This is a genomic window from Curvibacter sp. GW821-FHT01G03 (assembly GCF_059422285.1).
The window spans coordinates 67,318-89,907 of record NZ_JBWKWP010000021.1 but is presented as its reverse complement, the minus strand read 5'-3'; the positions used below and the strand labels follow the sequence as shown (position 1 = coordinate 89,907).

General features: G+C 63.7%; 22 protein-coding genes. 14 read left to right on the top strand and 8 right to left on the bottom strand.

Annotation, left to right across the window (positions count from 1 at the left end; all coding sequences use genetic code 11):
* Positions 1-109: 109 nt before the first annotated feature.
* The 4 genes from AC07VS_RS24780 to lnt all read left to right on the top strand — a co-directional run bounded on the left by AC07VS_RS24780 (position 110) and on the right by lnt (position 3,986).
* Positions 110-583 carry an Lrp/AsnC family transcriptional regulator gene (locus AC07VS_RS24780; protein WP_492348850.1) on the top strand — a complete coding sequence of 158 codons (474 nt, stop codon included), beginning with the start codon at positions 110-112 and terminating at the stop codon, positions 581-583.
* 93 nt (positions 584-676) lie between these two features.
* Positions 677-1,408, top strand: a complete 732-nt coding sequence (locus AC07VS_RS24775) for a GNAT family N-acetyltransferase (RefSeq protein ID WP_494658555.1) — start codon at positions 677-679, stop codon at positions 1,406-1,408.
* A 104-nt stretch (positions 1,409-1,512) separates the two neighbouring features.
* Positions 1,513-2,388, top strand: coding sequence for a CorC family transporter (locus AC07VS_RS24770; protein WP_492348852.1), 876 nt, complete (start codon positions 1,513-1,515; stop codon positions 2,386-2,388).
* Positions 2,389-2,405: 17 nt separating this feature from the next.
* Positions 2,406-3,986, top strand: a complete 1,581-nt coding sequence (gene lnt, locus AC07VS_RS24765) for an apolipoprotein N-acyltransferase (protein ID WP_494752305.1) — start codon at positions 2,406-2,408, stop codon at positions 3,984-3,986.
* A gap of 31 nt (positions 3,987-4,017) precedes the next feature.
* On the opposite strand, the gene AC07VS_RS24760 is transcribed toward lnt, so the two are convergent.
* Positions 4,018-5,964 (bottom strand): serine protease, encoded by a 1,947-nt coding sequence (locus tag AC07VS_RS24760; protein ID WP_494752304.1) that lies wholly within the window; start codon positions 5,962-5,964, stop codon positions 4,018-4,020.
* A gap of 297 nt (positions 5,965-6,261) precedes the next feature.
* On the opposite strand from AC07VS_RS24760, the gene glyQ reads away from it, so the two are divergent.
* The 8 genes from glyQ (at position 6,262) to AC07VS_RS24720 (ending at position 13,808) form a co-directional block, all read left to right on the top strand.
* Positions 6,262-7,167 (top strand): glycine--tRNA ligase subunit alpha, encoded by a 906-nt coding sequence (glyQ, locus tag AC07VS_RS24755; protein WP_492348855.1) that lies wholly within the window; start codon positions 6,262-6,264, stop codon positions 7,165-7,167.
* A gap of 18 nt (positions 7,168-7,185) precedes the next feature.
* Positions 7,186-9,306, top strand: coding sequence for a glycine--tRNA ligase subunit beta (gene glyS / locus AC07VS_RS24750; RefSeq protein ID WP_492348856.1), 2,121 nt, complete (start codon positions 7,186-7,188; stop codon positions 9,304-9,306).
* Between the two features lie 40 nt (positions 9,307-9,346).
* Positions 9,347-9,919, top strand: a complete 573-nt coding sequence (gene gmhB / locus AC07VS_RS24745; protein WP_492348857.1) for a D-glycero-beta-D-manno-heptose 1,7-bisphosphate 7-phosphatase — start codon at positions 9,347-9,349, stop codon at positions 9,917-9,919.
* Between the two features lie 30 nt (positions 9,920-9,949).
* A complete protein-coding gene (locus AC07VS_RS24740) occupies positions 9,950-10,696 on the top strand; it encodes a lysophospholipid acyltransferase family protein (RefSeq protein WP_494752303.1) in 747 nt (248 codons plus the stop codon).
* A 20-nt stretch (positions 10,697-10,716) separates the two neighbouring features.
* A complete protein-coding gene (locus AC07VS_RS24735) occupies positions 10,717-11,697 on the top strand; it encodes a M48 family metallopeptidase (RefSeq protein WP_494658560.1) in 981 nt (326 codons plus the stop codon).
* A gap of 88 nt (positions 11,698-11,785) precedes the next feature.
* Entirely contained in the window at positions 11,786-12,157 is a 372-nt protein-coding gene (locus AC07VS_RS24730) for a CidA/LrgA family protein (protein ID WP_494752302.1), read from the top strand.
* A complete protein-coding gene (locus tag AC07VS_RS24725; protein WP_494752301.1) occupies positions 12,154-12,891 on the top strand; it encodes an LrgB family protein in 738 nt (245 codons plus the stop codon). The genes AC07VS_RS24730 and AC07VS_RS24725 overlap by 4 nt, the downstream gene beginning before the upstream one ends.
* Complete coding sequence (locus AC07VS_RS24720) at positions 12,852-13,808, top strand: class I SAM-dependent methyltransferase (RefSeq protein ID WP_494752300.1); 957 nt, start codon at positions 12,852-12,854, stop codon at positions 13,806-13,808. The genes AC07VS_RS24725 and AC07VS_RS24720 overlap by 40 nt, the downstream gene beginning before the upstream one ends.
* Positions 13,809-13,839: 31 nt before the next feature.
* On the opposite strand, the gene AC07VS_RS24715 is transcribed toward AC07VS_RS24720, so the two are convergent.
* The 4 genes from AC07VS_RS24715 to AC07VS_RS24700 all read right to left on the bottom strand — a co-directional run bounded on the left by AC07VS_RS24715 (position 13,840) and on the right by AC07VS_RS24700 (position 16,682).
* Positions 13,840-14,613: an SDR family oxidoreductase gene (locus AC07VS_RS24715; protein WP_494752299.1), complete on the bottom strand. Its 774-nt coding sequence runs from the start codon at positions 14,611-14,613 to the stop codon at positions 13,840-13,842.
* Between the two features lie 45 nt (positions 14,614-14,658).
* A complete protein-coding gene (locus tag AC07VS_RS24710; protein WP_494752298.1) occupies positions 14,659-15,618 on the bottom strand; it encodes an NAD(P)H-dependent flavin oxidoreductase in 960 nt (319 codons plus the stop codon).
* A gap of 115 nt (positions 15,619-15,733) precedes the next feature.
* Positions 15,734-16,228 carry a DUF6691 family protein gene (locus AC07VS_RS24705; RefSeq protein ID WP_494752297.1) on the bottom strand — a complete coding sequence of 165 codons (495 nt, stop codon included), beginning with the start codon at positions 16,226-16,228 and terminating at the stop codon, positions 15,734-15,736.
* A 28-nt stretch (positions 16,229-16,256) separates the two neighbouring features.
* Complete coding sequence (locus AC07VS_RS24700) at positions 16,257-16,682, bottom strand: YeeE/YedE family protein (RefSeq protein ID WP_494658566.1); 426 nt, start codon at positions 16,680-16,682, stop codon at positions 16,257-16,259.
* A 92-nt stretch (positions 16,683-16,774) separates the two neighbouring features.
* Between AC07VS_RS24700 and AC07VS_RS24695 the strand changes: the two genes are divergently transcribed.
* Positions 16,775-17,029 carry a metal-sensing transcriptional repressor gene (locus AC07VS_RS24695; protein WP_494752296.1) on the top strand — a complete coding sequence of 85 codons (255 nt, stop codon included), beginning with the start codon at positions 16,775-16,777 and terminating at the stop codon, positions 17,027-17,029.
* A gap of 111 nt (positions 17,030-17,140) precedes the next feature.
* Positions 17,141-18,250 carry an MBL fold metallo-hydrolase gene (locus AC07VS_RS24690; protein WP_494658568.1) on the top strand — a complete coding sequence of 370 codons (1,110 nt, stop codon included), beginning with the start codon at positions 17,141-17,143 and terminating at the stop codon, positions 18,248-18,250.
* Between the two features lie 27 nt (positions 18,251-18,277).
* Here AC07VS_RS24690 and AC07VS_RS24685 read toward each other — a convergent pair whose 3' ends face one another.
* From AC07VS_RS24685 to AC07VS_RS24675, 3 genes are all read right to left on the bottom strand, one after another.
* Complete coding sequence (locus AC07VS_RS24685) at positions 18,278-19,081, bottom strand: galactosyltransferase-related protein (RefSeq protein ID WP_494752295.1); 804 nt, start codon at positions 19,079-19,081, stop codon at positions 18,278-18,280.
* Between the two features lie 118 nt (positions 19,082-19,199).
* Positions 19,200-21,092 (bottom strand): hypothetical protein, encoded by a 1,893-nt coding sequence (locus tag AC07VS_RS24680; RefSeq protein ID WP_494752294.1) that lies wholly within the window; start codon positions 21,090-21,092, stop codon positions 19,200-19,202.
* 56 nt (positions 21,093-21,148) lie between these two features.
* The gene (locus AC07VS_RS24675) at positions 21,149-22,501 is read right to left on the bottom strand and encodes an acyltransferase family protein (protein WP_494752293.1); all 1,353 of its coding nucleotides are present in this window, start codon (positions 22,499-22,501) and stop codon (positions 21,149-21,151) included.
* Positions 22,502-22,590: the final 89 nt, after the last annotated feature.

The following is a 22,590-nucleotide window of genomic DNA, read 5'->3' as shown; positions in this document are numbered from 1 at the left end:
ATGAGTGAGGTCTTGAAGCGATTGACTGTAGGGGGCGGGCCCAGCAGTTTTTCTGCATTCTTTGGCCGTGACATCCGTCAATTTGCAAGAATCCTGCAAAATAAAAGCCATGGAAGCATTGGATAAGCTGGATCGGCAGATTTTGCGCAGTCTGCAGGCGGATGGTCGCGCCACTTACGATCAGATCGCCGAGGCCGTGGGCTTGTCGGCCAGCGCGGTGTTGCGCCGGGTCAGGCGGCTGGAAGACAGCGGTGTGATCGACCGCTATGTGGCGCTGGTGCAGCCCGAGGCGGTGGGGCTGGGGCTGACGGCCTACCTCAATGTTCGGCTTGAGAAGCACACGGAAAGCCACAAACGCAACCCCATGGACCTGTTCCGGGCCAGTGTGCAGACTTGGCCTGAGGTGGTCGAGTGCGCGGCGCTCACGGGCGAGATGGATTTTCTGTTGCGGGTGGTGGTGGCCGACATGGCGCACTACCGTCGCTTTGTGCTCGAAAGCTTGCTCAAGCACCCCAGCGTGCAGGATTGCAAGACCAGCTTCGTGCTGGACCGCGTCAAGGCGACCACGGCCTTGCCTGTCTGACGAACGGTGCTGGATGAGGGATAACCTTCATCCCCGCAGGGCTTGAATGGGGTGGATTTTGGGTTATAGGGGAAAACCCTTATAGTTTGGCCCATGTTAGCCCCTTCCAACTGGATCCGGTCTTCGCTGCAAGCGGGGCGTGATCTGTTTCATTTCACCCTGGCCCAACCTTCGGGCCCCGAAGCCTCGGGCCCGTCGCCCGTGCTGGTGCCCATTCGTTCACTGGGCCCCAGCTACCGCTCCCGCATTGCGGCCCACTTGCTGGCCCTGGAGCCGCAAGACCGTTACCTGCGCTTTGGCTACGCCGCCAGCGACGAGCAGGTGCAGCGCTACGTGGATCAGCTTGATTTCGAGCGTGATGAGATCTTTGGCATTTACAACCGTCGGCTTGAGTTGATCGCCATGGCGCATCTGGCCTTCTCGACCGATCCCAAGTCGGCCAGCTGTGCCGAATTTGGGGTGTCGGTGCTCAAGCAAGCCCGTGGCCGCGGTTTCGGTGCGCGTTTGTTTGACCGGGCCGTGATGCATGCACGCAACGAAGGCGTGAGCCTGATGTTCATCCACGCCCTGAGCGAGAACACAGCCATGTTGAAGATCGCCCGCAATGCCGGCGCGACGGTGGTGCGTGATGGCTCCGAGTCCGAGGCCCACCTCAAGCTGCCACCTGCCAGCCTGGATTCCAGGGTGGCCGAGATTGTTGAGCAGCAGTTTGCTGAACTGGATTACCGGCTCAAGGTCCAGGCCAAACAGTTCCGTGAAACGCTGGCCAGTGTGCAGGAAATCCGCCGCGGCGTGCGCCAGGGGCGGCACCAGTCCGCCCAGTGAGGTTCACCCAGTGACGGGTTGGCGGCCGGTCCTGTTGGCCGGCTGTCACATCAATCCGCTATCCTTGAGGCTTACTCACTACCGCACGTTTTGCGCACCAGGCTGTGTCCGACCCTCACCCAGCGCGCGCTTCCGAGAAGGAAGACAAGCGCTCTTTTCTGCAAAAAGTTGCCGAATTCATCCGTCCCGGGCCCGACTCGCGTGACGAATTGCTGGATGCCCTCACCGATGCCGAGGACAACCAGGTCATAGGCGCCGAGTCGCGCGTGATGCTCGAAGGCGTGATCCGCATGGCCGACTTGACGGCCGGCGATGTCATGCTCGCCACGCCGCGCATGGACCGGCTCAGCATCGATTCTCCCTACGAGGAACTGCTGCACCAGGTGATTGAAACGGCGCATTCCCGTTTCCCGGTGTACAGCGGCGAGCCCGACAACATCATCGGCATCCTGATGGCCAAAGACCTGCTCAAGCTGCAGCGGGCCCCTGAACTCAACCTCCGGGCGCTGCTCAGGCCGGCCGTTTTTGTGCCTGAAAGCAAAGGTCTCAATGACTTGTTGCGCGAGTTTCGCGGCAATCGCAACCATCTGGCCATCGTCATCGACGAGTTCGGCCGGGTGGCCGGTCTGATCACCATCGAAGATGTGCTGGAGCAGATCGTGGGCGAGATCGAGGATGAATTTGACATCGCCGAAGACGAAGGTGACATCTTCGGCCTGGCCGATCGCAGCTACCGTGTGAGCGGCGACACGCCGATCGAGCGTGTGGCCGAGGCCTTTGGCGTGCAGATCGAAAGCCGCGATGCCGACGAGCACTTTGACACCATCGGCGGCCTGATCGCCCATGAGCTGGGCCATGTGCCCCGGCGTGGCGAGCACTTCGAGCTGGCCGGCCTGAAGTTCGTGGTGCAACACACCAAGGGCGGCGCTGTGCGCTGGTTCAAGGTCACGCCCCAGGCGGACGGCGCCAGCCCCGCATGAAGGGCTTGAGCGGTCGCATGCGGCCGACCTGGGCCGCCTGGGTCTGTGCGGGCCTGGCCGGGCTGATGCAAGCCCTGTCGCTGGCCTGGCCCTGGGGGGGGCAGGCCTCGGGCACCTTGCAGGCCCTGTCGTTGGCGGCCCTGGTCGGTCTGCTCAACCGGGCGCCCAGCGCCCGGCACGGCGCCTGGCTTGGCGGGGTGTTTGCCCTGTGCTGGCTGGCCGGCACCTTTTGGTGGTTGTACATCTCGATGGCGGTCTATGGCGGGCTGGATGCGCCGTTGGCCGTGCTGGCCGTGTTGGGGCTGGCCGCTTTTCTGGGCAGCTACTACACCGTCGCGGCAGGTCTTTATGTGCGTTGGCACCGTCGCCTCGCACTGGGCCCGCTGGCGTCGGCGGGCCTGTTTGCCGCCTTGTGGACCCTGGCCGAACTCCTGCGCGGGCATTGGTTCACGGGCTTTCCCTGGGGCGCCGGGGGCTATGCCCAGGTAGACGGTGCTGCCCGCTGGCTGGCCCCTTGGGTGGGGGTGTATGGCACCGGGGCGGTGGTGACGGCCTGGGCGGCCGGGCTGGCCAGCCTGCCTCGGCGGAAATGGCCGGTGCAGATGCTGCTGCTGGGGCTTGGGGCGCTGCTCTGCTGGGCGCCTGCGCCTGAGCAGGCGGCCTCGTCGGCCCCATTGGAAGTCAGTCTGTTGCAGGGCAACATTCCGCAGGACGAGAAATTTCAGGCCGGCTCAGGGGTGCCCATGGCCCTGGCCTGGTACCGTGCGCAGTTGATGGCCAATCAGGCCTCGCTGGTCGTGGCCCCGGAGACCGCGCTGCCCCTGCTGCCCGAGCAACTGCCCGCGGGCTATTGGGAGGGCCTGCTGGAGCGGTATGGCGTGGGGCCTCAGAGGCCTGGGCCTGCAGAGAACGGGCCGCCCCAGGCGGCCCTGATCGGTGTGCCCCTGGGCAACCAGCGCGAGGGGTATACCAACTCGGTGCTGGGCCTGAGGCCTGGTGAGTCCCGGTTGTACGCCTACGACAAGCACCATCTGGTGCCGTTTGGCGAGTTCATCCCGCCGATGTTCCACTGGTTTGTGGCCCTGATGGACATGCCCTTGGGCGATTTCAACGCCGGGACCGTGGGGCAGCCCTCCATGTCCTGGCAGGGGCAGCGCCTGGCCCCGAACATCTGCTACGAGGACTTGTTTGGCGAAGAGCTGGGCCTGCGTTTTCGCGACCCCACCCAGGCGCCCACGGTCTTTGTCAACGTGAGCAACATCGGCTGGTTTGGCGACAGCGTGGCGATTGACCAGCACCTGAACATCTCCCGCCTGCGGGCACTGGAGTTCGCCCGCCCCATGGTGCGGGCCACCAACACCGGCGCCACCGCCATCATCGACCACCGCGGCCGGGTGACGGCCCAGTTGCCCCCGGTGAGCCGGGGCGTGCTGCAAGGCGTGGTGCAGGGCAGGGGCGTGAGTGCCGACCAGGGTGGTTGGGGCATCACGCCCTATGCCTGGTGGGTGTCACGCCTGGGGCTGGCGCCGCTGTGGTTGATTTGCCTGGGGGCGCTGGCCTGGGCCCGTTGGCGCGAGCGCCGCGCGCCGCCCGGGTAGGCCCTCAAACGGGCGCGGTTGCCGAGCCCGTTTACTGAGTGGCCCAGGGGTAGTAGGCAATGCCTTCGTACGCAAATTTGGGCTGGGAGCTGATCACGTAATCGCGTTCAGCGCTGCTCATGGTGTAGAAATGCGCGCCTGTGGTGCTGTTGTAGAAGCGATACAGGGCGCTGTTGCTGCCATCCGATGACGTCTTGGCGTACCAGAAGGTACCTTCATCGCGGTAGGCTGGCAGCGATTGGTCTACATAGGCGCGTTCGACGGCGCTGATGGTATAGAAATGCACGCCCAGCGAGGCATTGTAGAAACGGAACACCGGGCTCAAGCCTGCTGCACTGTTCATGTAGGCATAAAAAGAGGTGCCCTCGTAGCTGTACTGCGGGTAGGTGGCAATCACATAGTCGCGTTCGCTGGCGCTGGCTGTGTAGAAGTGGGCCTGGGTCTGTGTGTTGTAGAAGCGGAAGACAGGTGTGCGGCTGGTCGTGCTGCTGTTGTCCAGCCATTGGAAGATGCTGGTGGTGTAAGGGATGTCAAAGCGGCCATACACATCGTTGGCCGTGGGGTTGGCGCAGGTGGAGGCGCCGCCGGACAACTGGCCCACCAGGTACTTCGAACTGCCGCTGGTGATGAACAGTCCTGAGCCGCTGCTGCCGCCCTCGGTTACGCCACTGGTCCAGCCAACCCGGACGTGGGTGGTGGCGCTGCTGGAGCTCGTTGTATAGGTGCAAGAGAAGGTCTCAGAGCCCGCGGCCCGGGTGCAGGTGGCATACCCGGTGGTGCTTCCCAGGCTGACCTTCTGCAGGTCGCCCGCGGGGTGGTGCACGCCGCCGACGCTGGTGCCCACGGCGGGCAGGCTCGGCGACCAGCCCGAATAGGTCACGCCCGCGGGCGGGCTGTTGTTCAGGCGCAGGAAGGTGGCGTCACTGCTGTTGTCGGTGTAGAGCAGGGCGGCGCCGCCGGTCACGGTCTTGCTGCCGCTGTAAAGCGTGCCGCTGCCACAGGCCGAGGCGCGGTAGAACCAGAAGGTTTGCAGGGTGCTGGCCACGGTCTGGGTCGAGATGCAATGGTTGGCGGTGAGCAGGTAGGGGGTGGTGCTGCTGGCCCGGTCGTTCAGCAGGGTGCCGGAGCACAGGTAGCTGCTGCCAGTGCTGGCATCGGAGAACAGCAGCCGTGCCACGCTGTTACCGGTGCTGCTCCAGTCGCTGTTGCAGGCCACGTCGACTTCACAACTGCCCGAGTTGTTGATCTTCAGCGTGAGTTTGGCGGCCGTGGGTGACTGGAACAGGTGCGACAGCTGCGGCACATTGATTTGCAGTGTCGAAGTGGCCACACCAGCGGGCAGCTCGATCTGCATCGTCAGGTCTTCGCCTTCCACATAGGGGGCAAAGTAGAGGTGGTTGCCGCTGGCGCCGGCCTGGCTGAGCTCGTTGACGGCCAAGGCGTCGATCACCTGGGTGCCGGTGACTTCAGTGGCGGTGCTGGCGCCTTGCGCATAAAAGCGCAGTTTGGTGCGAGCGTCGATGTGGCCCACCTCCAGCATCAGCCGGGTGCCGGCGGCGCCGCTGGAGACAAAACGGATGGCGGCGCGCTGGCTGCCGTCGCTGTTCGGCGTCCATTGCAGGCGGCTGGCAAAGGTGCTGGCGGAATCCAGTTCGGCAATCTTGCGGCCCAGACCGATCTGGGGCGCTTGTCCGATGCTGCGGATGTCAACAGTGGTTTGCAGTTTGGCGACCTCGGTGCCGGCACTGCCCAGGCTCACCTTGTAGCTGGGGGCCGGGTCGTTGGTGCTCAGGGTGTAGTCGCTGTTCAGCTCTGCAGATTTGGCCGCGGCGGGGGTGAAGCTGTCCACCGGGGTGCCCAGGGCGGTGGTGGGCAATTGGCGTTCTGCCACTGCGCCGCTGCCATTGCCGCCACCGCAGGCACTCAGCAAGGCGGCGACGCCCAGGGCCAGGCCCCATCGAACGAGGTTAGCTTTCATCTTGTCGGATTCCATGTGTTGTTGAGGTGTCCGACGGCCCTCGGGGCATGTGTGCATCGGCTTTGCTCACTTCTGGGGGGTATTTTGCATGGGCTTGGTGTCAATTCGTACCCCTTTTACATTGGAGGGCTCGTCCTGCGGCGCTGTGTCGCGGCCTGCACCGTGGTCGCACCAGGCATGCAGGCCCGGTGGGCCGTAAAATCACGGGTTTGCTGCGCAAGTGCCTGCTTCCCATGCAGCCACGCCGGCCCCATCCACCCCTTTTGTCCAGACCCCGGCCCACCGGGGCCCAACGTCATGTTGACCTTTCAGCAAATCATTCTGAAGCTGCAGTCCTACTGGGACGCCCAGGGCTGCGCGCTGTTGCAGCCCTACGACATGGAAGTGGGCGCAGGCACCTCGCACACCGCCACCTTCCTGCGCGCCCTGGGCCCCGAGCCCTGGAAGGCGGCCTACGTGCAGCCCAGCCGCCGCCCCAAGGACGGCCGTTATGGCGAGAACCCCAACCGCCTGCAGCACTACTATCAATACCAGGTGGTGCTCAAGCCGGCCCCGAGCAACATCCTCGAGTTGTACCTGGGCAGCCTGGAGGCACTGGGCTTCGACCTCAAGAAGAACGACATCCGCTTTGTCGAAGACGACTGGGAAAACCCTACGCTGGGCGCCTGGGGCCTGGGCTGGGAGGTCTGGCTCAACGGCATGGAAGTGACCCAGTTCACCTATTTCCAGCAAGTCGGCGGCATTGATTGCAAGCCCATCACCGGTGAGATCACCTACGGCCTGGAGCGCCTGGCCATGTACCTGCAGGGCGTGGACAATGTCTACAACCTCAAGTGGACCGACACCTTGAGCTATGGGGATGTGTACCACCAGAACGAGGTGGAGCAGTCCACCTACAACTTCGAGCACAGCGATGCCGAGTTTCTGTTCACGGCCTTCGGCGCCCACGAAAAGCAGGCCAAGTACCTGATGGAGCAGCAACTGGCGCTGCCGGCCTATGAGCAGGTGCTCAAAGCCGCCCACACCTTCAACCTGCTGGATGCCCGGGGTGCGATCTCGGTCACCGAGCGTGCTGCCTACATCGGCCGCATCCGCAACCTGGCCCGCGCTGTGGCCCAGGCTTATTACGAGAGCCGCGAGCGCCTGGGTTTCCCCATGGCCCCGCGCGAGTGGGTTGAACAGATGGCCAAGAAGGCCGCCTGAGCGGGAGTACAAGACATCATGAGCCAACAAAATCTTCTGGTAGAACTGTTTGTCGAAGAGTTGCCCCCGAAGGCACTTAAGAAGCTGGGCGAGGCCTTTGCCGGCGTGCTGGCCGAGCAACTCAAGGCCCAGGGCCTGGCCGCTGCCGACAGCGTGACCACCGCCTTTGCCTCGCCACGTCGCCTGGCGGCGCACATCACCCACGTGGCCGCCAAAGCGGCCGACCGGGCCGTGCAGCAAAAGCTGATGCCGGTCAGCGTGGGGCTGGATGCCGCTGGCAACCCCACCCCGGCCCTGCTCAAGAAGCTGGCCGCCCTGGGCGCCGATGCCTCGGCCGTGGCCGGCCTCAAGCGCGCCCCGGACGGCAAGGCCGAAGCCCTGTTCTATGACAGCGTGGTCAATGGCGCCACGCTCGATGTGGGTTTGCAAAAGGCGCTGGAAGAATCGCTGGCCAAGCTGCCGATTCCGAAGGTCATGACCTACCAGCTGGAGACCGATTGCGAACTGCCCGGCTGGAGCAGCGTGCATTTTGTGCGCCCGGCGCATGGGGTGATCGCCCTGCACGGCAGCAGCGTGGTGCCGCTCAAGGTGCTGGGCCTGAAGTCGGGCAACACCACCCTGGGCCACCGTTTCGAGGCCGCCAAGCCCGTGGTCACCATCGAACACGCCGACGCCTACGCCGACACCCTGCGTCGCGATGGCGCGGTGATCGCCAGCTTTGCCGAGCGCCGTGCCGAGATCGTGAGCCAACTGGCAGCGGCAGCGGCCCAGGTGGGCAACGGCGTGCGCCCCATCGAAGACGACGCGCTGCTCGACGAGGTGACTGCCCTGGTCGAACGCCCCAATGTGCTGGTCTGCGCCTTCGAAACCCAGTTCCTGGGGGTTCCGCAAGAATGTCTGATCCTGACCATGAAGGCCAATCAGAAGTACTTCCCGCTGCTGGACGCCGCCGGCAAGCTGACGCACCAGTTCCTGGTGGTCAGCAACATCAGCCCGGCCGATGCCAGCGCCGTGATCGGCGGCAACGAGCGCGTGGTGCGCCCGCGCCTGGCCGATGCCAAGTTCTTCTTTGACCAGGACCGCAAGAAGACCCTGGCCTCGCGGGTCGAGGGTCTGGGCAAGGTGGTCTACCACAACAAGCTGGGCACCCAGGGCGAGCGCGTGGAGCGTGTGCGCGCGATTGCTCAGGCGATTGCCGCCCAGTTGGGTGACGCCACCCTGGTGGCGCAGGCCGATCTGGCTGCCCAACTGGCCAAGACCGATCTGGTGACCGACATGGTGGGCGAGTTCCCTGAGCTGCAGGGCACCATGGGCCGTTACTACGCCCTCAACGACGGTCTGCCCGAAGCCGTGGCCGACGCCATCGAAGACCACTACAAGCCCCGCTTCGCGGGCGACACCTTGCCGCGCGGCACCGTGGGCGTGGTGGTGGCCTTGGCCGACAAGCTGGAAACCTTGACCGGCATGTTCGGCATCGGCAACCTGCCCACCGGCGACAAAGACCCGTTTGCGCTGCGCCGCCATGCCCTGGGCGTGGTGCGCCTGTTGATCGAGAACCAGTTGCCGCTGGCCCTGGGCACCCTGCTGCAAAGCGCTGTGCCCGCCTTTGGCGACAAGATCAGTGATGCCAGCGCCGCTCTGGCCGACTTCATCTACGACCGCTTGGCCGGCAGCCTGCGTGAGCAAGGCTTCAGTGCCCAGGAGGTGGATGCCGTGCTGGCGCTGCGCCCTGAGCGCCTGTCCGATGTGGCCCAGCGCCTGGAGGCCGTGCGTGCCTTTGCCAAGCTGCCCGAGGCGGCCGCCCTGGCTGCGGCCAACAAGCGCGTCAGCAACATCCTCAAAAAGGCGGGCGAGGTGGATGCCCACGTCAGCCCGGTGCTGCTCAAGGAAGCCGCTGAGCAGGCTTTGTACGCGGCCCTGCAAGCCACTGCACCGCAGGCCAAGGCCCAGTTCGATGCCGGCGACTACACGGCCTCTCTGCAGACCCTGGCGGCCTTGCGCACCCCGGTCGATGCCTTCTTCGAAGGCGTGATGGTGAATGCCGAAGAGCTGGACTTGCGCCTGAACCGCCTGGGCCTGCTCAAGACCTTGCACGACGCCATGAACCGCGTGGCCGACCTGTCCCGTCTGGCCAGCTGAGCCCCCACGCCAAACCCACGCCACCCCCAGGATGCTCCCCATGAAACTCGTCATTCTCGACCGCGATGGCACCATCAACGAAAGCAGCGACGACTTCGTGAAGAGCCCGGAGGAGTGGTTGCCTCTGCCCGGGGTGCTGGAGGCGATTGCTCGGCTCAACCACGCTGGCTTTCAGGTGGTGGTGGTGTCCAACCAGGCCGGCCTGGGACGCGGCCTGTTCGACATGGCCCAGGTCAATGCCATGCACGCCAAGATGCACAAGCTGTTGGCCGCTGCTGGCGGCCGTGTCGAGGCGGTGTTCTTCTGCCCCCATGCGCCCGACGAGGAGTGCCGGTGCCGCATGCCTTCTCCCGGGCTGTTCGAGCAGATTGCCGATCGCTATGGCATCAGCCTGCAGGGCGTGCCCATGGCCGGTGACAGCCTGCGCGATCTGCAGGCCGGGTATGCGGCGGGTTGCGAACCGCACCTGGTGCTCACCGGCCTGGGCGCCGAATGGCGCGACCGGTCCCTGCCCGACACTTTTCCGCCAGGCACCCGCGTGCACGCCGACGTGGGCGTCTTTGCCGATCACCTGATCGCGCGCGATGCCGAGCGCCAGCGCGTGGCGGCCTGAGCCGCCCTCTGTTTTCAACAAGGCCCTACCATGCACCTGCTGCGCTCCCTTTTGCACACCCTGTGGATGATGGTCACCGTGATGCCCTGGGCCCTGATCATGTTGGTGGCCTCGCTGTGGCGCCGCGGCACCCCGCTGTGGTGGATGGCGGTGCGCTGGCTGGGCTGGGCCGTGGCGGGGGCCCGCGTGCTGATGGGCATTGAGGTGCGGGTGAGCGGGCGTGAGAACCTGCCGCAGGGCGAGACCAGCCCGGCCATTTTGCTGGTCAAGCACCAGTCGACCTTCGAGACCTTTCTGATGCCCACACTGATGCCGCACCCGCTGGCCTATGTGTTCAAGAAAGAGCTGCTGTATGTGCCTTTCTTCGGCTGGGCCATGGGCCGGCTCGACATGATCCACATCGACCGCAGCCAGCGCGCCCAGGCCTTCAACAAGGTGGTGGCGCAGGGCAAGCGCCTGCTCGCGCAGGGCATCTGGATCATCATGTTCCCCGAGGGCACGCGCACGCCCCGCGGCCAGAAAGGCCAGTACAAGAGCGGTGGCACCCGTCTGGCCATCGAGACGGGCGCGCCGGTGATCCCGATTGCCGTGACCTCGGCCAAGTGCTGGCCGCGCAAGGCCTTCATCAAGCACCCGGGTGTGGTGGATGTGTCGATTGGCAAACCCATCCCTTCGGCAGGGCGCCAGCCCGACGAATTGATGCGCGAGGTCGAAGCCTGGATCGAGGCTGAAATGCGACGCCTGGACCCCGAGGCCTACCCGCCCGCCCAGGGCTGAGCACACGCGTGCCGGGGGCCATGAACCGACTGCTGCAATTCACGCTCGACCTGTTCGAGCGTGAGCCGACGCCGGCGGCCCCCTCTGCGCCGCCCAAGCGCAGGGCCGCGCCACCCCGACGGCCCAAGCCGACGCCGAAGCCGGATCCTCAGCTGTTCGAGCCAGCGCGCCCCATCCCGTCGGCCCCTGGTCCAGTCGGCCCGCCTGCGGCCCCGCTGACCGAGGTGATCGCACCCATGAGCTTTCGCCATCCGCAGGCCAACCGCGAGTTGCAACTGCAAGGCAGCTGGGTGGCCTACCGCTTTGAGCGGGCACGTCGGCGCAGCATCGGTTTTGTCGTCGGGCCCGAGGGCCTGGTGGTGCGGGCGCCGCGCTGGGTGTCTCAGGCCGAGGTGGATGCTGCTCTGCGTACCAAAAGCGCCTGGATCGTGCGCAAGCTCGACGAGGCGCGCGAACGCCAATCCCGCCAGGCCTCTGCCAGCGTGGCCTGGGCCGATGGGGCCGAGCTGCCGTTTCTGGGCGAACCTCTGCGCGTGCGCCTGCAGCCGGGGGCGCTGGCGGGTGGCATGTTGCACCGCCTGGCCCCTGAGGCCGCAGCCGAGCAGGGCGTGCGCCACCTGCTGAGCCTGGGCCTGCCGCCTCAGGCGGAAGCCAGCCAGATCAAGGATGCCGTTCAGGCCTGCCTGATGCGAGAGGCCAAGGCCTTGTTCGCGCAGCGGCTCGACCATTACGCGCCCCAACTGGGCGTGCAGTGGAACAAGCTGGCCCTGAGCAATGCCAGCACCCGTTGGGGCAGCGCCCGCATTGACGGCAGCATTCGCCTCAACTGGCGCCTGATCCATTTCAGCCTGCCCGTGATCGATTACGTGGTGGTGCACGAGCTGGCCCACCTGCGCGTGATGGACCACAGCCCCCGCTTCTGGGACACGGTGGCCGCAGTGGTGCCTGACCACGCCGAACGCCGTCAGCAGCTGCGCCTGGGCGCCTTGCCCCGCTGGTGAGGGTGGGCGCAGCGCCCGCGCCTGCACCCAAAGCGGCCTTGCGTGACAATGGCGGCCCCCAGCTTGAACCCACAGGAGACACCCGACCATGATTCAAGGACTGACGCTTTTGTTTCTGATGCAGTTGCTGGGCGAAGGCCTGGTGTTCTGGCTGCACCTGCCCTTGCCGGGGCCCTTGATGGGCATGCTGATCCTGGCCGGCTGGCTGGTGTGGCGCGGCGCCGTGCCCGAAGGGCTGCGCCAGGCCTCTGGCGGGCTGTTGCAGCACCTGATGCTGTTGTTCATCCCTGCGGTGGCCGGCGTGATGATGCACTTTGGCCGAGTCGCCCACGAGTGGTTGCCGTTTCTGGCGGCGGGTGTTGGCGGCGCGGCCGTGACGCTGGTGGTGACAGCCTTGACCTTGCGTTGGATGTTTCGTCTGACCGGGCAGGCCTCTCCCGATGAAGGGGATGGGTCATGAGTCGCGGTAGTCCTTTTGAGATCTGGGTGTTTCTGGGGCAGTCGCCTTTGCTGTGGCTGACCTTGACACTGTTGGCCTACCTTGGCGCTGTTCAGCTCTATCGGCGCCTGGGCAACCATCCCTTTGTGCTGCCTGTCCTGACCTCGGTGGCCTTCATCATCGGGGTTCTGACCCTGACAGGAACACCCTACGCCACCTATTTCGAGGGGGCCAAGTTTGTTCATTTCATGGTCGGCCCCGCGACAGTGGCCCTCGCAGTTCCACTGTTTGCGCAGCTCCCAAGGCTGCGTCGCATGTGGCGTGAGTTGTCGGTCGCATTGCTGGTAGGATCCGCCACCGCCATGGTTTCGGCTGTCGGTATCGCCTGGGCCCTGGGCGGCACCCGGGAGACCTTGCTGTCGCTTCTCCCCAAATCAGCCACGATGCCCATCGCCATGGCCACTGCAGAGCAGATCGGGGGGCTCCCGTCGTTGGCTGCGGTGGCGGTGGCAGTGACCGGCATCAGCGGCGCCATCATGGCCAGGCCGTTGTTGAACCTGATCGGAGCCCATGACCCGGCCGTGCGTGGTTTCTCCATCGGCATCACGGCGCATGCCATCGGCACGGCTCGCGCCTTGCAGGTGCATGAGACGATCGGTGCCTTCTCCGCCTTGGCCATGGGCCTTAACGGCGTGGTGACGGCGTTGCTGGCACCGTGGATCGTTCGTCTGTTGATGTCTTTCGTCAGCGCGTGAACTTTATTTCTGTGCTGTGTTCTATGTCAATTTTTGCTTTGGAGGTCTTTCTCATGATGTTGACTGTTCGGCGTGTTTCCCTGGGACTTCTGCTACCCGTTGCCCTGGCTCTGGTGGCCTGCGCCTCGACAGGGCCTGCACAACCGACGAGAACCGCCTTGAATGGCCCGGCGATCGAGCGCCTCATCGCCATGCCCGACCGCAGTTTGGATGACCGCAAGTTGGATGCGCAGCGCAAGCCTGCCCAGCTCCTGGCCTTTTCAGGCGTGAGCACCGGGATGTGGGTGCTTGACCTGAGTGCTGGCCAGGGCTATTCGACCGACCTGCTTGCTCGCGGTACCGGCCCGACCGGTAAGGTGTTCGGGCAAAGTGCGCCTGGGGTTCCTGCTGCGGTGGCGCCAGTGAAGGAGGCGGCTCCGGCTAGCAAGGCGGGCGCCATTGGTTTCGTGACTGGGCCCAATCCAGGCGGTCGGCTGCCCTCCCCTGAGGCCCTGGCCCTGCGTGCACAGCGGCGAAATACTGCGCACATTGTTTCTGTGGTGCAGCCTTTCGAGGCACCTGTGCCCGAAGAGGCGGTGGGCAAACTGGATCTGGTGACCCTGATCTACAACTACCACGACCTGGTGCACCGCGGTGTTGACCGCGAGCGCATGAATCGGGCTGTGTTCGATGCACTCAAGCCCGGTGGTGTGTTTGTCATCATCGATTATGCCGGCCGTGAGGGGTCTGGCACGACTGAAACGGCGACGCTCCATCGCATCGAAGAGGCCGCATTGCGCCAGGAGTTGGAGCGTGCAGGCTTCAAGTTGCAGGCCCAGAGCGATGCCTGGCGCAACCCCGCCGATCCGCGCGACCACAACGTGCCGCTCGATGGACAAGCCAAGGACAGCTTCGCGCTGAAGTTCGTCAAGCCCTGAACAGGGGGCGCCGGTCCGGCGCCCTTCCATCTCACCCCCGGGCGATCGTCACCCCGCCGTCCACCGTGAGGGTGTGCCCCACCACATAGTCGCCCGCCCGTGAGGCCAGGTAGATGGCAGCGGCGGCCATGTCCTCGTCGCTGCCGATGCGGTGTGCAGGGATGCGGGCCGACACGGCCTCGCCATTGTCACGGGCATCGCGGTTCATCTCCGAGGCAAAAGCGCCCGGGGCGATGGCGTTGACCACGATGTTGTCCTCGATCAGGCGCAGGGCCATGCGGCGGGTCAGGTGGATCAGGCCTGACTTGCTGGCGGCGTAGGAGTAGGTCTCCAGCGGGTTGACCGAGATGCCGTCGATCGAGGCGATGTTGATCACCTTGGCCGCGTGCTGCTGAGCCGCCTGGCGCAGCAAGGGGGCCAGCGCCTGGGTCAGGAAGAAGGGGGCCTTCAAGTTCAGGTCGACCACCTTGTCCCAGCCGCTTTCGGGAAACTCATCAAACGGGGCTCCCCAGGCGGCGCCGGCGTTGTTGACCAGGATGTCGAGCGAGCCCTCGTGCTGCCCGTAGGCGGCGGCCAGGGCCTTGGCGCCTTCCACGCTGGACACATCGGCCGGCAGTGACACGCAATGCCCGCCCTGGGCCAGTTCGGCGGCCGTAGCGTCGCAGGCCGTCGCCTTGCGCGCCGAGATGTAGACGCGTGCGCCCTGGGCAATGAAGCCCGCCGCGATCATGCGGCCGATGCCGCGGGAGCCACCGGTGATGAGGGCGGTGCGGCCCTTGAGCGAGAAGAGTTCGCTGGTGTTCATGGTCTTGTCTCCTGTGAATGGGGTTTCTGAAAGTCTCAGCCCGCTTCAGCCGAAGTGGCGTTGCTGGCTCATGGCGCCCAGTCGGGCGGTGATCTCTTCGAAGCCGCGCAGGGTCTCATCGATGATCTCCTGCGCCGTCTTGACGCCGTCGATCAGGCCCACGCTCTGGCCGGCCAGGGCCGGGGCGGCTTCCATGTCGCCCCCAAAATAGACCTGCTGCAGGCCCTTGAAGGTGTCGGCGGGCATCAATCCCTCCTCGTGGATCACCCGGGTGCGTTCGGACTTGAGTGCGCGGATGCAAGGCGAGGCCTTTTTGTTGAGCACCCAGGTGCCGGTCTCGCGGGACTCCACGATGGCGTTCTTGTAATTGGCATGCACCGGGCTTTCGGTGCAGCACACAAAGCGCGTCCCCATCTGGATGGCCTCGGCCCCCAGGGCGAAGGCGGCAGCCATGCCGCGCCCGTCCACGATGCCGCCCGCGGCAACCAGTGGCACATCGACCCGGGCCCGGATGGCCTGCAGCAGCACCAGGGTCGACACCTCTTCAGGGTTCTTGAAGCCGCCGCCTTCGGCGCCCTCGACCACCAGGCCGTCGATGCCGGCGTCCACGCACTTGAGTGCGGTGTCCAGCGTGGGCACGGCGTGGTAGACCGTGATGCCCGCGCTCTTCAAGGGGGCGATGAACTTGGCCGGGCTGCCGGCCGAGGTGGTGACAAAGCGCACCCCGCTGTCGCACACGAAGCGCAGCATGGCGTCGTCTTGCAGAAAGCGGATCGGCAGGTTGACGCCGAAGGGCAGGCCCAGAGCCAGCATCTGCCGGATCTCCTGCTGGCAGTTGGCGGTTTCGCCGGACGAGGTCTCGATCACCCCCAAGCCGCCGGCGCGCGACACGGCCGAGGCCAGCGGGGTGCGGGCGATCCAGCCCATGGGGGCCTGGATGATGGGGACGCGGGCGCCGGTGTGGGCCAGCACGCGGTTGCGACCGGGCGTGAATGCGGTGCTCATGGGGTGGGTAAGTGCAGATGGAACATGGGCTTGCAGCGTAGCGGCGCTGCTGCGGCCTGTCGGTCACCTGCGGGTCAGCCCCAGCGGCCGACCTCCGTCACCCCCGGGGGGGGCGTCAGCGCAGCCAGCGGCGTGCCACGGCCATCCCGGCCAGCATGGCGGCCACGAAGACCGCGGTGTCCAGCCCTCCGCTCAGCAGGGTGCTCAAGGCGGGGCCCGGGCAGTACCCCGCCAGCCCCCAACCGATGCCAAACAGGGTCGACCCCAGCAGCAGCGGGGTGTCGATGTCCTGCCTCGTGGGCAATTGAAAGCGGTCGGCGAACCAGGGGCGGCGCGCTGGCCGGATCGACTTGGGGGGCGTGACGGCAAAGGCGATCAGGGTGACGATCAGCGCCCCGCTCATCACGAAGGCCAGGCTGGGGTCCCATTGGCCGTTGGCGATACCGCCCAGGTTCAGAAATCCGATCACCTTGGCGGGTTGGGTCATGCCAGATAGGGCGAGGCCCGCTGCAAACAGCAGGCCGGCAGCGGCGGCCGTCAGCAGGGCTGGCAGACGCGACAGTTCGGGGTCTGTGGTGGATGGGGTCGCGGGTGTGGGTTGCGTGTTCATGTCGGGCACCGGGGTGATGGGCAAAGCCTCAGGCTTGGAACAGCTTCAAAATGGCCACCGTGGCCATACCCGATCCCATGAAGGTGGCGGTGGCCGCCAGCGAGCGCACGGAGCGTCGGCCCAGTCCGCAAACGCCGTGCCCGCTGGTGCAGCCCGAGGCCATCACCGTGCCCAGTCCGACCAGAAACCCGGCTATCAGCAGCAGCGGCAGGGGGCGCAGGGCTGTGGTGGGGGTAGGCATCAACCGGGCCCAGAGCGCACCACCCAGCACCAGGCCTGCGATGAATGCAGCCTGCCAAGCTCGTTCCGGCTGGGCGTCGCGTCCGGGCAATAGCGCGGCGGCGATGCCGCTGATGCCAGCAATGCGGCCCAATGAAGCCAGCAGCCACCAACTGGCCAGTCCGATCATCAGGCCGCCCAGAGCCGACTGAAGGTAGGGGTGCAGTGCAATCATCGTGGGGTTCCTGGCAATGAAATCTTGTTCCTATATACCTGCCGGAGTATATTGGTAGGCTACTACTTTTGCCCGAATGCGGCGTTCTGACCATGCCCCCTTCATCGCCCCTGGCCGATGCGGCCCACAAAAAGGCACTCAAAACCCGCCTGGCTCGCGTGGAAGGCCAGTTGCGTGGCGTGCAGCGCCTGATCGACGAAGACGTGGATTGCGAACAGATTGCTCAGCAACTGGCCGCTGCCCGCAAGGCGCTCGACAAGTCGTTCTTCCACATGGTGGCCTGCATGATCGAGCAGGGGCGTGTGCCCCCTGATCAGATTGGCCGCCTGTTGGCCAAGTTTGCATGACCTCACTTCGTGAGCTCGCACGTGCGACCGCTGGGCTGAGCCGCGCAGGGGTGCCGTTCGACTCGTTCTCTGTTTTTTCCACTTTCCGTCTGTTTGCCGCAAGGAACCGACATGCAACCCATTCAGTTGTTTGATACCGCCTCCAGCACCTACACCTACCTGCTGGCCGATCCTGTCACCCGCGACGCCGTGATCATCGACCCGGTCGAAGAGCAGTTGGAGCGTGACCTGCAGGTCTTGCGCGACCAGGGCCTGAGCCTGCGCTGGATCATCGAAACCCATGCCCATGCCGACCACATCACCAGTGCCGCCGCACTGGCCGAGCACACCGGCGCCCACACCGTGGCACCCCAGGGCTGTGGCGTCGGCACGGCGGCCACCCAACTCAGCGATGGCCAGAGCCTGGCTTTTGGGGGCGAAAGTCTGCTGGCCCTGCACACCCCGGGGCACACCGCGGGCAGCATGAGCTATGTGTGGCGTGACCATGTCTTCACGGGGGACACGTTGTTGATCAATGGCTGTGGCCGCACCGATTTCCAGTCGGGCAGTGCCGAAGCGCTGTACCACAGCCTGACCGAGGTGTTGTTTCGCCTGCCCGACGCCACCACCGTGTGGCCGGGGCACGATTACCAGGGCCGCACGCGGTCGAGCATCGGTGCTGAAAAAGCCAGCAACGCCCGCGTGGCCGGTCGCAGCCTGGCCGAGTTCGTGGCGGTGATGGAGGGCCTGCAACTGCCCAAGCCGCGCCGCATCGACGAGGCCGTGCCGGCCAACCTCAGCTCTGGCTTGCGGCACGATGCCGCAGGGGCCCCGGTGGGCGAGGTGCGTGCGGCACACGGCTATGCGGGCGATGTCTCGCCCCTGCTGGCCTGGCAGTGGGTGCAGTCGGGCGAGGCGGTGTTGGTGGATGTGCGCACCGATGCCGAGCGCGAATGGGTCGGTTTTGTGCCGGGGGCCACAGGGCTGGCCTGGAAGCAGTGGCCCGGCATGGCCATGAACCCCGGCTTTGACGAGGGCGTGCTCGCCGCGGCGGCCGGGCGCAAGGTGGTGTTGCTGTGCCGCAGCGGCGTGCGTTCGGTGGCGGCGGCCAAACGTGCGACCGAGTTGGGGCTGCAGGCCTACAACATCCTGGAAGGCTTTGAAGGCGATCCGGATCAACACGGCCAGCGCGGTCGCAAGGGTGGCTGGCGCTTCCGTGGCCTGCCCTGGCGCCAGGGTTGAAACCGTTCGATCGGTGGTGGTGGGGCTTCAGCGCCCCATGTCCGGCAGGCGCACCGGACCGGTCTTGCGGAGTCGCCACAGGTAGCGGTAAAGCGTGGGGGTGGTCCACAACCGCCACAGGCTGCGCAGGTGCAGGCTCACGTAGCGCCACTGGCGGTGGCTGGTGCGCTGGGCGTGGTGCGTCATGCGAACATCGGCGCGCCTCAACTCGAGCCCGGCCAGCTGCACGCGCAGACAGAAGTCCACGTCTTCGCAGTACAGAAAATACCCCTCGTCAAAGCCACCCAACTGCTGCCACACCTCGCGGCGCAGTACCCAACAGGCCGCATTGGCCCAGTCGCGCCGCGGCACGGGCGGGCGATGGGTGTAGCGCTTGAGCAGGGCCAGTGGCGTAGGCACCTCGCGTTCGCTGTCTTGTACCGAGCCGTCTAGGTTGAGCAGCACGGGGTAGGCCAGGCCGGTTTGCGCGCGCTGGGCCTGCTCCATCAAAGTAGGCCATAGTTCTGCCGGTAGCCCCTCAAGGTCGGGGTTGAGGATACCGAACAACACAGTGTCGCAGCGCTTGAATGCCTCGTTGTGGTTGGCGCCAAAGCCTTTCGGGCCGGGGTTGTGGATTTCGGTGATGCGAAACGGCCAGCCCTGCGCAGGCTGGGGTAGCGGGGCGCCGGGCACGTTGTGGGTGATGATGAGGTGGCTCAGGCCGCTCGCTGACGTGGCGCACAGTTGATTCAACAGGGTGTGCAGGCAGGCGTCGTGTTGGTGACTGATGATGGAGAGGGTGAGGGTGAGCCCTTCGACGGTGGGGCTGCCGGCGTTCAACTCACTGCTCATGGATACCTGCTTGCATGGGGGTGCGATGTTACCTGCTGCCGGGTCATGTTCGGAACCCATAACAGTTCGCATGAGGCCATGAATCTGCACTGACGAGCACACCTCGCTGCCCCGCGTCTCATCGGCGTCGATCCCGCGATGGTTGGGCGACGTCGATCAACCCATGGGGACTGGCAATCACGTCTTTCAATGATTGGTACAGTTTGTCTGAGCCGTAGGCCTTGTTGTCAGGGTCGATGCCGAACAAGTAAGGTGTTTCCACGATCTGTCGATCGGCAGTCCGTATTTCCATGAACATGGAAATAAATCGTGCACCCCCAGAAAAATGCTGGGATAGAGCGTGGCTGAGTGCTGGCGCATCCATGGCCTTCAACGGGTGGAATTCGGTGATCCCGTAGGTGCTTTGGGGGTGGCGTTTCAGCCAGTCTAAGAAACTGCGTCCATAGCTAGCTTCACCGTAAAGGCTGATGCCCAGGTGCAAATCTTTGGAGGGTTGAAGACTATCGTCGACGCTGAATCTGTTGGGGTCCCAACTCGGGTTGCTATATGGAAACAATTGATGGGTGTAGAGGGGGCGGTGCGCGAGGCACGTGGTCTGAACCAAATGCTTGAAATGTGCGATATACGCCGTGACCTGCTGGTTGCGGAATTCATGCCAAAGTGCCGCCAGTGGGTTGTAGAAAAGCCGCTGATCGTTCTGCGGAGAGTCCATGTAGTGCTTAAGCGAGCTTTCGGCCTCCGTGGCCGCGGGCAGTTGAAAGCCTGGTGGTGACACCTCAGGCAAGCCCGACTGTGACACGATCTTGAAATGTCGGGAACCTATGTGAATAAGCTTATCGTTCCGGTCCTTCACGTAGGCATCGACCTGATGGGCTCCGGGTTGCATTTTTGAGAATATCAGGTCGTAGCGCCATCCGACATTGGCTGTGCCCAGTTCGGGTAAGGCCTCGGCAACATCCTGACGTCCCAGCCCTGTTTGGGCATCTCCTTGGTATCGGCCATCCACATAGATGGATATTTTTGTCGGCCATCGCTCATCTGTTTCGACGGGCATTATCCAGCCCGAGATTGGCACAATGCCGTGTGCATAAGGATCTAGGTAATGATCGGCTTGTTCATCTCGCGCGTGTTGATCATCCGAGCCTGGAGGGGTAATTTCGGTCCAGTCCTGAAATTCGGAGTGAATTGCCTTGTTTAGATTTGTGATATGGATGAATCTGGTTTTGAGAAATGCCTGGAATGATTTGACTGATTCCGGGCGATAGTCTGTGATCTGATATTTCGACTCGTACCCCATTCCACTTTGAAATTTAGGGTACATCTGGTGGGTTTCTCCCAGTAAGGTGATGCCACGGATTTTGTTGAGCACCTGATGCGGTTGTTGACACAATGTCTGACTCAATGCCTGTATCACCAGTTCACGCATGTGGGTGATCGGCGTATCAGTGCTGCCGATGGACCAAGGATACAGAGGGGCCCCGTAGTAGTCGTCGGTTGGCAGCGTACCCTGCTGGGTTGTGGCCATGTTTCGGCTGTCTGCGGCCAATTCCGTTTCAATGGCTGCCGGAGTCGTGAAATGATTGGAGTAGAGGTAGACGATGGCGGGGTATCTGGACATTTCCACGGTTCGGACCACTCTTTGCACCGCTGCCTGGTTGACCTCCCACCCTTTCGTAGTTTTCTGCAACAGGGCCAGCAACGGCACTTTCAGCGTATAGCCCAGTTCCAGGTCCGGATTTTTCAGAGGCCCCAAGGCCTCGAGGGTCGATGCGATCAGCGGAGCTGCCGATCCTCGGTCGCCAAGGCACGTGGCGGGCACCGGCGGCTGCTTGGGGTGCGTGTTGATGCCCAACAGGCACGGATCTAGATCTCCGATCATGGGCGCAATCATCAAGGCCGGCTTTTGCAGGCTCGGCCAGGCTTTTCGCACCATTCCGGCACTGGTGACACTCAGAAAGGCGGCCGCCATGATCGGCAAGAAGATGTTGATTGAGAGTTTATGGGGATTCATGAGTGCATTGGTGCTGTGCGATCGGGCGTCAACTTTTTATGGGGCTGGAGGACCGTCTATTTTCTGAGGAGATTGGGGGTGTCAACCACAGGGCCGCCTGGTGTGTCGGAGGCGAGGGATGGGCCTGGCGGGCTTGGATGAGGTTTCAGCCGCAGTGCCGGGCGTTCAATGAAATGCCAGGAGAGGCAGGACAGCACCAGCGTGACGGCATATGACAAGGTGAGCTGGGACGCAAAGCCCATAGCGTTGCCTAGAAAGTGAGCGACTGTCTGCTGAATGGGAAAGGCATAGATGTAGATCCCGTATGAGAAGTCACCATATTTTCCAGCATTTCTGATCCAGGGGGTGCTGCTTGTTCCAATCAGGATAACCAGGTAAGGGAGGGTCATCCAGATGGTGAGCGGGTACAAGCCAAAATAATAATAAGCTGATGAAGTAATGAGGCATGCTGCCAAGATGGATTTTGGTGCATTTTTCCAATATCTTGATCCGGTTGAAAGACATACCCCATAGAAGAAAAACAAACCCAGATCGACGAGGTTGAAGTAGTCTTGTGTAACGAGGTGTAGATTGAAGGAGAGAAAGCCAATGAAAATATTGAGAAATATGAAGAGCGTGCTTATCTTCGTGATTCTGCATGCGCCGAATGCGAGCAGAATGAGGTAGCAAATGACCTCGATTGGAATGGTCCATAGTGAGCCATTGACGGATTTTGGGTAGATGCTTTTCTCGAAAACGCCTGGTAGAAAAAAAGAAATTTCCAGTCTCAGGGTATTGAAGTATCGAAAGAATAGAGGATCTGTGAAATAGTCCTTGAGGCTGAGTTGGGTCACCCAGGGGCCGATGATGAAGGTGGCCAGAAAAGTGGTGGCGATCAGGCCAGGCCATATTCTCAAAATTCTTTTCAGGACAAACCTGATAAGGTGTGGGTCGCGGGTCCAGCTTTCAGTGACTAAGTATCCACTGATGGTGAAAAAGATATAGACGCCCATCTTTCCGCCGGTCAACCCTGGAAGAAGGGTTGTCTCAGTTCCTCCGGTGAAACTGAACTCGTGACTGAATAAGACCAAGGAGGCCGCCACAAGCCTCAAGAAGTCGAAGTTGTTTCTGTGTGTCGCTTCCATTCTGCTGAGTCCTCCCCGGGCGTGGCGCAAAGTCATTTTTTCTGGGGATGGTACACCTGCCTGTGTTCGATATGCTGTAACTTGTGGCGCCTGTATGAGGCTGGTTTGAATGCTGGAAAAACGGTCAATGCAGTATTCCGCGGCTGCCAGGCTTCGAGGTGGCGCTTGTGGGTTTTCTTGAAGGGACCAGTTCGTCCTCGCCTTGATCCGCATATCTTTCGGGTCACCAGTGTTACAAGGAATTGCCGAGGCGGATGAGCACAGGCTGTGTTGGGTTGCGTCCATTCGGCCGGTCGAGAGCCTCTGTGGCCGGGCTCCTTTCCGTGTACCTCGCGGGCGACACTGCGCTTATGGTGCAGAATTGCGCGTCTGGA